The sequence below is a fragment of the Streptomyces showdoensis genome, assembly GCF_039535475.1.
Classification (GTDB): domain Bacteria; phylum Actinomycetota; class Actinomycetes; order Streptomycetales; family Streptomycetaceae; genus Streptomyces; species Streptomyces showdoensis.
This window is the reverse complement of record NZ_BAAAXG010000027.1, coordinates 408,296-421,542: the sequence shown is the minus strand read 5'-3', so window position 1 is coordinate 421,542 and position 13,247 is coordinate 408,296. Positions and strand designations below refer to the sequence as shown.

12 protein-coding genes are annotated in these 13,247 nt (G+C 72.9%); all 12 read left to right on the top strand.

The window, feature by feature from the left end:
* Positions 1-51: 51 nt before the first annotated feature.
* The 12 genes from ABD981_RS34745 (at position 52) to ABD981_RS34690 (ending at position 13,215) form a co-directional block, all read left to right on the top strand.
* Positions 52-1,320, top strand: coding sequence for an aspartate kinase (locus ABD981_RS34745; RefSeq protein WP_276205564.1), 1,269 nt, complete (start codon positions 52-54; stop codon positions 1,318-1,320).
* 23 nt (positions 1,321-1,343) lie between these two features.
* Complete coding sequence (locus tag ABD981_RS34740) at positions 1,344-2,171, top strand: 2-amino-3,7-dideoxy-D-threo-hept-6-ulosonate synthase (protein WP_046906725.1); 828 nt, start codon at positions 1,344-1,346, stop codon at positions 2,169-2,171.
* Positions 2,172-2,234: 63 nt separating this feature from the next.
* On the top strand, positions 2,235-3,338 hold the full coding sequence (locus ABD981_RS34735; protein ID WP_046906726.1) for a 3-dehydroquinate synthase II: 1,104 nt from the start codon (positions 2,235-2,237) through the stop codon (positions 3,336-3,338).
* Positions 3,339-3,350: 12 nt separating this feature from the next.
* Positions 3,351-4,112, top strand: coding sequence for an amidohydrolase family protein (locus ABD981_RS34730; RefSeq protein ID WP_046906727.1), 762 nt, complete (start codon positions 3,351-3,353; stop codon positions 4,110-4,112).
* Entirely contained in the window at positions 4,109-5,431 is a 1,323-nt protein-coding gene (locus tag ABD981_RS34725; RefSeq protein WP_046906728.1) for a phenylacetate--CoA ligase family protein, read from the top strand. The genes ABD981_RS34730 and ABD981_RS34725 overlap by 4 nt, the downstream gene beginning before the upstream one ends.
* 76 nt (positions 5,432-5,507) lie before the next feature.
* On the top strand, positions 5,508-6,725 hold the full coding sequence (locus tag ABD981_RS34720) for an FAD-dependent monooxygenase (RefSeq protein WP_046906729.1): 1,218 nt from the start codon (positions 5,508-5,510) through the stop codon (positions 6,723-6,725).
* Between the two features lie 43 nt (positions 6,726-6,768).
* Complete coding sequence (locus ABD981_RS34715; protein WP_046906730.1) at positions 6,769-7,575, top strand: 2,3-dihydro-2,3-dihydroxybenzoate dehydrogenase; 807 nt, start codon at positions 6,769-6,771, stop codon at positions 7,573-7,575.
* A gap of 47 nt (positions 7,576-7,622) precedes the next feature.
* Positions 7,623-8,282 (top strand): isochorismatase family protein, encoded by a 660-nt coding sequence (locus ABD981_RS34710; protein WP_046906731.1) that lies wholly within the window; start codon positions 7,623-7,625, stop codon positions 8,280-8,282.
* 78 nt (positions 8,283-8,360) lie between these two features.
* Complete coding sequence (locus ABD981_RS34705; protein WP_046906732.1) at positions 8,361-8,909, top strand: cupin domain-containing protein; 549 nt, start codon at positions 8,361-8,363, stop codon at positions 8,907-8,909.
* 295 nt (positions 8,910-9,204) lie between these two features.
* Positions 9,205-9,888 carry a DsbA family oxidoreductase gene (locus ABD981_RS34700; RefSeq protein WP_046906733.1) on the top strand — a complete coding sequence of 228 codons (684 nt, stop codon included), beginning with the start codon at positions 9,205-9,207 and terminating at the stop codon, positions 9,886-9,888.
* 192 nt (positions 9,889-10,080) lie between these two features.
* Positions 10,081-11,733: an FAD-dependent monooxygenase gene (locus ABD981_RS34695; protein ID WP_046906734.1), complete on the top strand. Its 1,653-nt coding sequence runs from the start codon at positions 10,081-10,083 to the stop codon at positions 11,731-11,733.
* Between the two features lie 33 nt (positions 11,734-11,766).
* Complete coding sequence (locus ABD981_RS34690) at positions 11,767-13,215, top strand: MFS transporter (RefSeq protein ID WP_046906735.1); 1,449 nt, start codon at positions 11,767-11,769, stop codon at positions 13,213-13,215.
* The last annotated feature ends 32 nt before the right edge of the window (positions 13,216-13,247 follow it).

Below are 13,247 nucleotides of genomic sequence, written 5' to 3'. Positions count from 1 at the left end.
GACCCGGAGGCATCTGACAGCCGACAGACACAGCCGACGGGGGCTCCTGACATGGGCGTGCTGGTTCAGAAATACGGTGGCAGCTCCTTGGCCAGCACGGAGCGCCTCGACGCGGTGGCCGCGAGAATCGCCGAGACGCACCGCGGCGGAGCGTCGACCGTCGTCGTCGTGTCCGCTCGGGGCGGCGCCACCGACGAGCTCCTCGCGCAGGCCGCCGCGGCCGGCGGCTCCGGCCTCGGTACGGAGCACCTGCGCGAGACCGATCAGCTCCTCGCCACCGGGGAGTGCGCCTCGGCCGCGCTGCTGGCCCTGACCCTGCTGCGGCTGGGGGTGCCGGCGGTCTCGCTGACCGGGGCCCAGGCGGGCATCGCGGTGGTCGGCAAGCCGGGCTCGGGGATCGTCGACCGGATCGACACCACCCGGATCAACGGGCACCTGGAGCAGGGCAGCGTCACCGTGGTCACCGGGTTCCAGGGCCGCAACGACCGCGGGGACACCGTCACGCTGGGCCGGGGCGGCTCGGACACCAGCGCGGTCGCCGTGGCGGCCGCCCTGAAGGCGCGGCGCTGCGAGATCTACACCGACGTCGACGGGGTCTACAGCGCGGACCCCACCCATGTCCCCGACGCCCGCAAACTGCCGTTCGTCCACGCCTCGATGATGGCGGAGATGGCGTTCGCGGGGGCGAAGGTGCTGCACCCGCGTGCGGTGGAACTCGCCGCGCTGCACGGGGTCGAGCTGCACGTCCGTACCTCGCTCGGAACTCAGGAGGGAACCGTTGTCGGACAAGGAGAGGAAGAGGGGGGCGAGATGACCTCGCTGGAAACGGGGGGCGCGGTCGTCGCCGTCACGTCGGACCCCGATGTGGCCAGGGTCCTGGTGCACGCCCGGGGGCGCAGCGATCTGGCGGCCGAGGTGCTGTCGATCCTCGCCCGGCACGCCGTGCCGATGGACCTGGTGGCCCGGTCCGGGCCCCACGAGGAGGAGTTCCGGATGGGGTTCACCATTCGCAGGAGCCACGTGTCCGAGGTCGGGCCCGCGCTGGACAAGGCGGTGGCCGTGCACGGCGGCGAGGTCCGGGTGGACTCGGACGTGGCCAAGGTCTCGCTGATCGGCATGGGGCTGCTCAACCGGCCCGAGTACGTGGCCCGGATGACCGCGGCGCTCGCCGCCGCCGGCATCGCGACCAGCTGGGTCTCCTCCTCCCAGTTACGGGCCTCGGTCACCGTGCCCGCGGACCGTCGCGTGCAGGCGCTGTGCCTGCTGCACAAGGAGTTCGACCTGTCCGGAGCCGGTACCGAGCAGACCGTGGCGCTCTGAGCCACCAGTTGGGGAGGTCAGTCGTGTCAGTCAACTATTCCGCGCGCAGTCTGCGCCTGCGGCGCCTGTTCCGTCACCGGGACCAGAGACTCATGGTCGTGCCGCTGGACCACTCGATCGCGGACGGCCCGCTCACCGCCCGGGGCGGCCTGGACGCCCTGGTCGGGCAGCTGGTCGGCAACGGGGTGGACGCGGTGGTGCTGCACAAGGGGAGCCTGCGCCATGTGCGGACCGACCGGTTCACCGGGATGTCGCTGATCATGCATCTGAGCGCCAGCACGGCCCACGCGCCGGACCCGGACGCCAAGTACCTGGTCACCGGGGTCGAGGAGGCCCTGCGGCAGGGCGCCGACGCGGTCAGCGTGCACGTCAACCTCGGCTCCCGGGACGAGCGGCAGCAGATCGCCGACCTCGGCGCGGTGGCGGACGTGTGCGACCGCTGGAACGTGCCGCTGCTCGCGATGATGTACCCGCGCGGCCCCAAGATCAGCAACCCGCGCGATCCCGAGCTGGTCGTGCACACCGCGACGCTCGCCGCCGATCTGGGCGCGGACATCGTCAAGACCCTCTACACCGGCTCCTCCGACGAGATGGCCGACATCGTCGAGGCCTGCCCCATCCCCGTGATCGTGGCCGGCGGCGTCCGGGTGGACGCCGAGGACCAGGTGCTGGACTTCGTGGGCGACGCGATCCGCGGCGGTGCCGCCGGGGTCGCCATGGGCCGCAACGTCTTCCAGGCGCCCGACCCCGGGGCGATGGCCCGCAAGATCTCGCAGATCGTGCACAGCACCAGCGAGGGCCCGGGCACGCACTCCGCCCGCCGGGAGGCCTTCGTCTCCGGCGCGCTCTAGCCCTCCGGCCCGCCGCCGCTCAACCGGAACCCTTTTACGTGCCACAGAGAAGGAGCCTTACCCGTGAAGCTCACCTGGATCGACGTCCGTTCCCTGAAGAGCGCCAAGAAGGCCGTCATCGAAGAGGCCGTGCACCAGCGGATCGACGGTGTCGTCAGCTCCAGCCTTTCGGACCTCAAGGGCCTGCCGCCGACCGTGAAGAAGGTCTTCCTTCCGCAGGGGAAAGAACTCCCGGCCGAGTTCGGTCCGGCCGACGTGGTGATCCTCTCCGACCGTCAGGGTGACGCGGGCGAGCTCGCCAAGGCCCACCCGACGGTCGAGTTCGGGCGCTTCGTGGAGATCGTCGACGCCGACACGCTGGAGGACGCCTGCGTGGCCTCCCGCGAGGAGAAGTGGGCGCTGCTGCTCTTCCGCGACCCCACCAAGATCCCGCTGGAGATCGTGCTCGCCGCCGCGGCCAAGGCCGACGGCAGCATCATCACCGTGGCCGCGGACGTGGAGGAGGCCACCATCATCTTCGGCGTCCTGGAGCACGGCTCCGACGGCGTGATGATGGCCCCGAAGACGGTCGGCGACGCCACCGCGCTGAAGGCCGCCGCCGAGGCGCAGCCGGCCGAACTGCAGCTCACCGAGCTGGAGGTGGTGCGCACCGAGCACATCGGCATGGGCGAGCGGGCCTGTGTCGACACCTGCTCGCACTTCCGCGAGGACGAGGGCATCCTGGTCGGTTCGCACTCCAAGGGCATGATCCTGTGCGTCAGCGAGACGCACCCGCTGCCCTACATGCCGACCCGTCCGTTCCGCGTCAACGCGGGCGCGATCATGTCGTACACGATCTCCGGCGAGAACGACCGCACCAACTACCTGAGCGAGCTGCAGGCCGGCAGCAAGGTCCTGGCGGTCGACGTCAAGGGCCAGACCCGGGTGGTCACGGTCGGCCGGGTGAAGATCGAGTCCCGCCCGCTGATCTCCATCGACGCGGTCGCGCCCGACGGGCGGAGCGCCAACCTGATCCTCCAGGACGACTGGCACGTCCGGGTCCTCGGCCCCGGCGGCACGGTGCTCAACAGCACCGAGCTGAAGCCGGGCGACAAGGTGCTCGGCTACCTGCCGACCGCCGACCGGCACGTCGGCTACGCGATCGACGAGTTCTGCATCGAGAAGTAGGGACGCGTCCTGATGGAGCGGCAGCCCGTATTCGACTTCCACGCCAGGCTGCCCGCCGGCCCCGGCGCCCTCGGCCGCCTGCTGTCCGTGATGGAAGGCAGCGGCATCGGGCGCGCCGGGGTCGCGGCGGGCGGAGTGGTCGATCTGGACGTCCTGGCCCGCCAGTTGATCGAGGGCGGGCACGTGACCTCGGACCCGGACAACGCCGGTGTACGGGACGCCGCGCTGGCCTCGGGCGGCCGGCTGACGCCGTTCTGGTTCGGCAACCCGCACCGCGGGACCGCCGGGTACCGGGCGGACGGCGGGCGGTTCGCCGCGCTGGAGCTCTCCCCGGCGGTGCACGGCGTCCCCCTGGACGATCCGCGCACCGCCGCGTTCCTCGACCTCGCGGCGGGGTTCGGGCACCCCGTCTACGTCGTGTGCCTCGACCGGGAGGGCTGCCGGGTGTCGGATCTCGCCGCGCTGGCGGCGAAGCGCGCGGAGACCGTGTTCGTCCTCGGCCACCTCGGCATCGGGCTGATCGACACCTACGGGATCGGCCTGGTGGAGCCCGTCCCGAACGTCGTCGTGGAGACGTCCGGGGCGTTCGGCTTCACCGTCCGGGTCGCGATCGAGCGGCTCGGGGCCGAGCGGGTGCTCTTCTCCGCCGAGCACCCGCTCCAGCCTCCCTCGGTGGAGCTGGCCAAGTACCAGGCCCTCGGGCTTCCGCAACCGCTGCTGCAGCAGGTGCTGTGGCGGAACGCCCACCGGATTCTCGGACTGGAGTCACCATGAGCCGTCGGTTCTCGGAGCACCTCCCCCAGCTGGGCGACTGGCGCGACCAGGAGCAGCTCCGCAAGATGCAGGACGAGCAGCTGCGCGAGACGCTCGCCTGGGCCCGGAACTCGCCCTTCTACCAGCGGCGTTTCGGCGGCGGGCCCGCGCCCGCCTCGCGCGCCGACTTCGAGGGGCTGGCCCTGACGGGCAAGCAGGACCTGCGCGACGCCTATCCCTTCGGGATGCTGGCCGTGCCCAAGGCCGAACTGGCCACCTACCACGAGTCCAGCGGCACGGCGGGCAGCCCGACCCCCTCGTACTACACGGAGCGGGACTGGACCGACCTGGCCGAGCGCTACGCCCGCAAGTGGGTCGGCATCGGCCCGGAGGACACCTTCCTGGTCCGCACCCCGTACGCGCTGATGATCACCGGTCATCTCGCCCAGGCGGCGGCGCGGCTCAAGGGCGCCACCGTGGTCCCGGGCGACAACCGCTCGCTGGCGATGCCGTACTCGCGCGTGCTGCGGGTGCTGCACGACCTGGAGGTCAGCCTGACCTGGTCGATGCCCACGGAGATCCTGCTGTGGGCGGCGGCCGCCCGGGCCGCGGGTCTGGTGCCGGACCGGGACTTCCCGGCACTGCGCGCGGTGTTCGTGGGCGGCGAGCCGCTCAGCCCGGCGCGGCGGGCCCGGATCAGCGAGATCTGGGGCGTCCCGGTGGTCGAGGAGTACGGCTCCACGGAGACCGGCAGCCTGGCCGGCGAGTGCCCGGAGGGGCATCTGCACCTGTGGGCGGACCGGGCGGTCTTCGAGGTGTACGACCCGGAGACCGGCACGCTGTCCGCCTCCGGAGCCGGGCAGTTGGTCGTCACCCCGCTCTACCGCCAGGCGATGCCGCTGCTGCGGTACAACCTGGAGGACAACGTCGAGGTCTCGGACGAGCCCTGCCCGTGCGGCTGGCAGCTGCCGACCGTGCGGGTGCTCGGGCGTTCCTCGTTCGGCCACCGGGTCGGCTCCGCGACCGTCACCCAGGCACGCCTGGAGGAGCTGGTCTTCGGGCTGCCGGTCGAGCACGGCGTCATGTTCTGGCGGGCCCGTGCCCGCGCCGACCTGCTGGAGCTGGAGATCGAGGTGGCCCCCGAGCACCGGGAGGCCGCCCGCGCCGCGCTGGCGGCGGCGATCGAGGCCGAGTACGGGCCCGTTCCGGCGCGGATCGACGGGGTGCCGCCCGGCTCGCTGGTGCCGCTGGAGGCCCTCACGGGCGTCCACGACGTCGTGAAGCCGCGCAGCCTGTTCGGTCCGGACGAGGACTGGAGCAAGGCGCTCCTCTACTACTGAACCACTTCCGCAGTCCGTCAGACATCGGGTCCCGGCTGTCACGGGCGGCACGGGAGGCATGAAAGGAGAGCAGCGCATGGCGGAGGTACCCCCAAGGATCGCCATTGTCGGCGCTGGTATCGCCGGGGTCGCGCTCGCCGTGGCCCTGTCCAAGCGCGGCCTCACCTGCGACGTGTTCGAACGCACCCGGCACCTGCGCGAGATCGGTGCCGGGATCCAGATCTCGCCCAACGGTTCGCGGCTGCTGCTGGCGCTCGGCATCGGCCGCAGCCTGGACCGTACCGGCGTCCGGCCGGAGTCGATCGACGTGCGCAACTGGGCCGACGGCGGCACGCTGGCGCGGACCGTCCTCGGCGAGGCGTGTGCGGAGCTGTACGGGGCGCCCTACCTGGCCTTGCACCGGGCCGGTCTGCACAGCGCGCTGGTGGAGCAACTGCCGGAGTCCGCCCTGCACCTGGGCATGGAGTGCGTGGAGATCCAGGAGCGCGACGAGCGGGACGAGCTCGACGACGAGGTGGTGCTGCGGTTCGCGGACGGCTTCGAGTTCCGGGCGGACGTCGTCATCGGGGCCGACGGCATCCGCTCGACCGTGCGCGGGCGGACCGTCGGCGACGAGCCGCGGTTCTCCGGGCAGTCCATCTACCGGGCGGTCGTCCCGGCGTCGGCCTGGCCGGAGGCGCAGGAACGGCCGCACGTGTCCATCTGGATGGGGCCGGGCCAGCACTGCGTCGCCTACCCGATCTCGGGCGGGCGCTCGGTCAGCATCGCCGCGACCGCCCCGGCCGGCGACTGGCGGCGGGAGTCCTGGTCGGCGGAGGGCTCGCCGCAGGAGCTGCTCGACGCCTACGCGGGCTGGGCACCGGAGCTGCGGTCGCTGCTGTCGGCGGCGACGAGCGTGACGCGGTGGGCGCTGTACGACCGCGACCCGGTGGAGAAGTGGACCACCGACCGGGTGACCCTGATCGGCGACGCCGCGCACCCGATGCTCCCGTTCGGCGCCCAGGGGGCCGCGCTGGGGCTGGAGGACGCGCTGACGCTGGCGGTCTGCCTCAAGGACGCCACCGCCAAGACGGTGCCGGACGCGCTGCGGCGCTACGAGGCGCTGCGCCGGCCGCGCGCCGAGCAGGTCCACCGCTTCATCAGGGAGAACGAGCGCGGGCACCACGTCGAGGACGGCGACCGGCAGCGCGAGCGGGACGCCGCCCTGGACACGGAGTTCGGACTGCGGCAGCGGGCCTGGCTCTTCGGGTACGACGCCGTGGCCGAGACGGCCGGCACCACCGTCCAGGAATGAGCGATCCACCACCAACGAGGCAAGGCAACGGCAGGGGGAGCCAATGAGCACGGTGTCGTCCACCGGTACGGAGGGGATCAGCGGCCGCGTCGCCGTGGTCACGGGAGCGGGCCAGGGCATCGGCGCGGCCGTCGCCCGGCTGCTGGGCGTGCACGGCGCCCAGGTGGCGCTGTGGGACGCGGCGCCGGAGCCGGTCACCGGCGTGGCCGCCGAACTCGACGCCGCCGGCGTCAAGAACACGGCCATGTGCGTGGACGTCCGCGACAGCGCGGCGGTCGAGGAGGCGGCGGAGCGGGTCGAGCGGGAGCTCGGCCCGGTGGAGCTCCTGGTGAACGTGGCCGGGGTGCTCCGTACCGGCGCCGTCCTCGATCTCGCCGACGAGGCGTGGGACGAGGTCTTCGGCGTCAACGTGCGCGGGGTGTTCGCGGTCTCCCGCTCCGTCGCGGGCCGGATGGCGGGCCGCGGCAGGGGCGCGGTCGTGACCGTCGCGTCCAACGCGGGCGGGGTGCCGCGGGTCGGCATGGGCGCGTACGCCGCGTCCAAGGCGGCGTCCTCGATGCTCACCAAGTGCCTCGGGCTCGAACTGGCCGGCCGGGGCGTGCGCTGCAACGTGGTCTCGCCCGGGTCCACCGACACCCCGATGCTGCGGGACATGTGGGACGCGGCCGGGGACGGGGCGACGGACGCCACGGTGAACGGCTCGCTGGAGGCGTTCCGGGTCGGGATCCCGCTCGGCCGGGTCGGCACCGCCGAGCAGGTCGCGCAGGCCGTCCTGTTCCTGCTCTCCGACCAGGCCTCCCACATCACCCTGCAGGACCTGTACGTCGACGGCGGCGCGGCGCTCGGCTGACCGCCGAGGCCCGCACCCGCCGCCGTCCCCCACGAAGGAGTTCCGAGATGGCGATCCCGCCGATTCCGCCCTATCCGCTCCCCACCGAGGGCGAGCTGCCGCGGAACCGCGTGTCCTGGCTGCCGTCGGCCGACCGGGCGGTGCTGCTCGTCCACGACATGCAGCGGTACTTCCTGGCCCCGTTCGACCGCGCGGCCGAGCCCGCGGGCCCGCTGCTGGCGCACGTGCGGCTGCTCCTGGACACGGCCCGCGCGCGGGGCGTCCCGGTCGCCTACACCGCGCAGCCCGGGGACATGGACCCGCGCCAGCGCGGCCTGCTGGCCGACTTCTGGGGGCCGGGCATGAGCAGCGCCCCGGAGGACCGGGAGCTGCTGCCGGAGATCGCGCCGGCCGACGGCGACACCGTGCTGACGAAGTGGCGCTACAGCGCCTTCCACCGCACCCCGCTGACCGAGCTGATGCGGGACCGGGGGCGGGACCAGCTGATCGTGGTCGGGGTCTACGCCCACATCGGCTGCCTGGCCACCGCCTACGACGCCTTCGCCCACGACATCCAGCCCTTCCTGGTCGCGGACGCCCTGGCGGACTTCGGCCCGGCCGAGCACCGGCAGGCGCTCGGCCAGGCCGCGGACCGCTGTGCCGCGGTGCTCAGCACGTCCCGGGTGGTCGAGGCGATCGGGATCCCAGGAACACGTGATGCGGCCTGACGCGCGGCCCCGGGAAGCTGAAGGGGACGTTTCGGTCACGAGCGGCCGCGCCCGGAACGATACGAGAGGAACGCAGTCATGACCTTCATCTCCGACGTCACCGACGGATTCACGCTGGGGCCCGGTGAGGGCCGGCCGATCGGCCACCAGGTGAACCTGAAGGTGGGACAGGAGCACACCCCGAACCTGCTGGCCGTCGAGTGCGAGTTCGCGCCGGGCTTCGACGTCGGCGCGCACAGCCACTCCACCCACGAGGAGATCTTCTACGTCCTCGAGGGCGAGGTGGAGTTCTTCGCCTTCCAACCCAAGGTGATCACCTCCGAGCCGGGCTCGTGGACCCAGTGGGAGTCCAAGACCGGCCAGAAGGTGACCCGGGCGACCCCCGGCACCGTGCTGTACGTGCCCAAGGGCACCCCGCACGGCTTCCGCAACCCCGGCGACGTGAAGATGCGCTTCCTGCTGGTCGGCACCCCGGCCGGGCACGAGAACTACCAGCAGGAGATCGCCGACCTGCTCGCCTCGCCCCCGAAGGACGAGGAGGACCTGCGCCGGGCGGTGGAGGAGATCCGTCGCCGGAACCACACCGAGCAGCTGACTCCGGCGGTCCGGGCCCCCTCGGACATGTGACCCGGCCGCCGGGCCGCGGGCCGTGGCGGTTCCGGCCGCGGAGCGCTGAGGGCCGGTCCCCGACGGGGGCCGGCCCGCGGTGCTGCCCGGGCCCGGGCGTCCCCCGCGTCCCACGGGATGCCGTGTTCACGCCATACCCGCGCGCCCGCCCGGCCCCGCCCGCCCCGTCGCACCCGCGAGCCCCCACCCGTATCCGGTACCCGTCCGGATGCCCGTCCCGTACCCGCATCCGTCCCGACACCCGCACCGCACCCACCCCCGTACCCGTCCCGTACCGACGCAGGAGGCCTGATCCGTGCCCGACCGACCCGTCACCCTGACCCTCTGGTCGGACCTGAGCTGTCCCTGGGCGACCCTCGCGCTGCACACCCTGCACGCCGAGGCGGAGCGCCTGGACGTGGAGCTGCTGGTCGACCACCGGGCGTTCCCGCTCGAACTCTTCAACCGGATGGCCACGCCGAAGCACATCATCGACAGCGAGATCGTCGCCATCGGCGGCCGGCTGCCGGAGCTGGGCTGGCGGCTGTGGCACGCGCCCGACGCCACCTACCCGGTCACGATGCTCCCGGCCATGGAGGCGGTGCAGGCCGCCAAGGACCCGGCGGTGGGCGGCCTGGCCGGCAGCGACCAGCTCGACACCGCGCTGCGCCGCGCCTTCCTGGTGGAGAGCCGCTGCGTGAGCATCCCCGCGGTGGTCCTGGAGGCCGCCGACACCTGCCCGCTCGTGGACACCGACGCGCTGGCCCGGGCCATCGCCGAGGGCCGCGGCCGGGCCGAGGTCTACCGGGACTGGGAGGAGGCCAGGCGCACCTCCGTCCAGGGCAGCCCCACCCTGTTCGGCGCCGACGCGACCCCCCTGCACAACCCCGGCGCCCGCTACCACTGGTCCAAGGACGTCCCTCCCCCGGAGGGCGGCTTCCCGGTGCTGGAGGAGTACAGCCGGGACTGGGCCGCGGCCCTGCTCGGCGTCCAGGGCTGACCGGGCCCGGCGGGGCCCGCCGGGCCTGCCGGGCCTGCCGGACCCCCGGCGCGGCCGACCGGTTGACGTGATTCCGCATGGCCGACCGGCCGGTTCCCGTCGTCGATCAAGATCCCTCGAACACGTGATGTGCACGCGGCGCCCCACCGGGGATGCTGCACACGTCACCTCGGGCAGCGGAGGTTAGGAGCTATGGACAACGTCCCCGTAGTCGTGGTCGGTGCCGGACCGGTCGGGATGATGGCGGCACTGGAGCTCGCCCACCACGGTGTGGCCTGTGTGCTCGCCGAGCAGAACGCCGGCCCCACCGTGCATCCCAAGATGGAGTTCACCAACCCCAGGACCATGGAGCACCACGCCAGGCTCGGGGTGGCCGACGACATCCGCAAGGCGGGCGTGCCCGCCGAGTACCCCTTCGACGTGCTCTGGTCGACCGGTCTCGACGCCGAGCGGCTCGCCGTCTGGCGCCAGCCCTCCGTCGCCGAGAAGTGGCGGCTGATCCGGGAGAGCGAGGACGGCGGGCAGCCCAGCCAGCCGTACCAGCGCGTCTCCCAGGCCGATCTGGAGCCGGTGCTCCTGGACCACTGCCGGCGGCACCCCCTGATCGACGTGCGCAACCTCTGGCGTTTCGAGTCGCTGGAGCAGGACGCCGACGGCGTCACCAGCACCTTCCGGGACCTGGCGGGCGACACCACCCGCACCGTGCGGTCCGCCTACGTCGCGGCCTGTGACGGCGCCGGCAGCTCCATCCGGCGGGCCGTCGGGATCGCGCTCACCAACGGCGGCATCGCGGACGGCGAGGGCGGCGAGGTGCACGACCTGCCGGCCGCGTACTCCGTGACCTTCCGCAGCTCCGACAGCGAGAGCCTGTTCCGGCACGGTTACTTCTGGCACTACTTCACCAACCGTTACGTGCTGATCTCGCTCGACGAGGCCGGCACCTGGGCCTTCCACTCGCTGCGCCAGGAGGACTTCGACCCGCCGCCCGCCGATCCGGCGGCGTGGATCCGGTCGCAGCTCGACGTCGACCTGGACATCGACGAGGTGCACGTCACCTCGCGCTGGACGCCGAAGTACCTGATCGCCGACGGCTACCGGTCCGGCCGGGTGTTCCTCGCCGGCGACGCCGCGCACCAGATGTTCCCCTCCGGGAGCCACGGCATGAACACCGGCGCGGGCGACGCGGTCGACCTGGGCTGGAAGCTGGCCGCGGTGCTCAACGGGTGGGGCGGGTCCCGGCTGCTCGACAGCTACGAGGCCGAGCGGCGCCCGGTCGGGCTGCGCAACATGGCCATGTCGCGCCGCCACCTCGACGTGCACTTCCAGTTCATGCGGCTCGGCGCGGAGGGTGCGACGCCGGCGGAGCAGGGCCGGTTCCTCGCCGCCCAGCCGGGCGAGAACACGTACGAGGGCATCTACCTGGACTACCGCTACGCCGGATCGCCGGTCGTCTGGCCCGACGGCACGGACGAGCCGCCCGCCGACCCGCTGCGGTACGTCCCGAGCACCTGGCCGGGCGCCCGCCCGCCGAGCCTCGTCCTGGACGACGGCGAGCAGCTCTTCGACCGGTTCGGCCGCGAGTTCACGCTGGTCGACACGGTGGGCGGCGGCGCGGCCGACGCGCTGCTGGCCGCCGCGGCGGAGGCCGGCCTGCCGGTCACCCACCTCGTGGCCGAGGACGGCCGGGTGCGGGAGCTCTGGGACTGCGGCCTGGCGCTGGTGCGCCCGGACCAGCACATCGCCTGGCGCGGGGACCGCTCCCCCGCCGACCCGGCCGCCGTCATCGACCGGGTGAGGGGCGCGGCGGGTGAGGACCCGCCGCCGAAAGCGGCGGCGAACTCGTGACGGGCTTGGCAGATTCGTTTGATGGAGGCCTCAGTGGCGACCGAACAGTTTGAGAAGAGCAAGGACACCCGCGGCGACGCGGGAACGGCGAACGGAAAGGCCTGGCTGATCCTGGCGCTGGTGTGCGCCTGTCAGTTCATGGTGATCCTGGATTCGTCCATCGTGAACGTCGCCCTGCCCTCGGTCCGTGAGGACCTCGGCTTCACCGACACCGGTCTCGCCTGGGTGGTGAACGGCTATCTGCTGACCTTCGCCGGCATCATGCTGCTCGGCGGGCGCGCGGCCGACCTGTTCGGCGCGCGCCGGGTGCTCACCGCCGGTCTGGTGGTGTTCTCCGTGTCGAGCCTCGTCGGGGGACTCGCGTCCACGTCCGAGATCCTGGTCACGGCGCGCGTGGTGCAGGGCGTCGGCGCCGCGATGATGGCCCCGTCGACCCTGGCGGTCATCAACACGGTCTTCACCGAGCCGGGCGAGCGGGCCAAGGCGTTCGGCGCCTGGGCCTCCTCGGGCGGCGTCGGCGGTCTGGCCGGCGCGATCGTCGGCGGCGCCTTCACCACCGGCCTCTCGTGGCGGTGGGTCTTCCTGATCAACGTCCCGATCGGCGCGCTGCTGATCACCGTGGCGCTCACCCAGCTGTCCGCCGCGCGCACCACCCGCCGGGAGTCGCTCGACCTGCTGGGCGCCCTCACCGGCACCCTGGGCCTGGCCGCGGTGGTCTTCGGCGTCATGCACATCGCGGACCACGGCTGGGGCGACAGCCTCGTCGTCGGCCCGATCCTGGTCGGCCTGGTCCTGCTCGTCGCCTTCCTGGTGGTGGAGAGCAAGGTCGCCAACCCGATGGTGCCCCTGAAGCTGTTCGGGAACCGGGGCATCGCCACCGGCAACGCGATGCTGCTGCTCTTCGGCGGGATCGCCATCGCGATGTGGTACTTCACCGCGCTCTTCCTGCAGAACGTCCTCGGCTTCACGGCGCTCCAGGCCGGTCTCGGCCAGACGCCCGCCGCCGTCGGCTTCATGGTGGTCGCCCGCTACGCCTCGGCCTGGCTGCCGAAGGTGGGTGTGCGCCCGCTGATCCTGGCCGGCAGCGCCTGCTTCGTGGCGGGCTTCCTGTGGCTCTCCGCGGCCGGCCCCGGCAGCGGCTACGCGGCGAGCGTGCTCGGCCCGACGCTGCTCATCTCGGTCGGCATCGGTCTGACCTTCCCGACCCTCATGGCCGCGTCGACCGCGGGAGCCCCCGAGGAGTACGCGGGCATCGTCGGCGGTCTCGCCAACACCGCGAGCCAGGTCGGCGGTTCGATCGGTCTGGCGGTGCTCGCGACGGCCGCCGGCGCCAAGGCCGCCGACGCGGCCGAGGGGACGTCCAAGGCGGAGGCCGTCGCCTCCGGATACGACCTGGTGTTCCTCGCAGCGGCCGGGATCGCCGTGGGCATCGCGCTGGTCAGCCTGCTGGTGCCGAAGCAGGAGGCAGCGGCCGACGCCTGACCCGCACCCCCGCGTCCCGAGCGCGCCCCCTG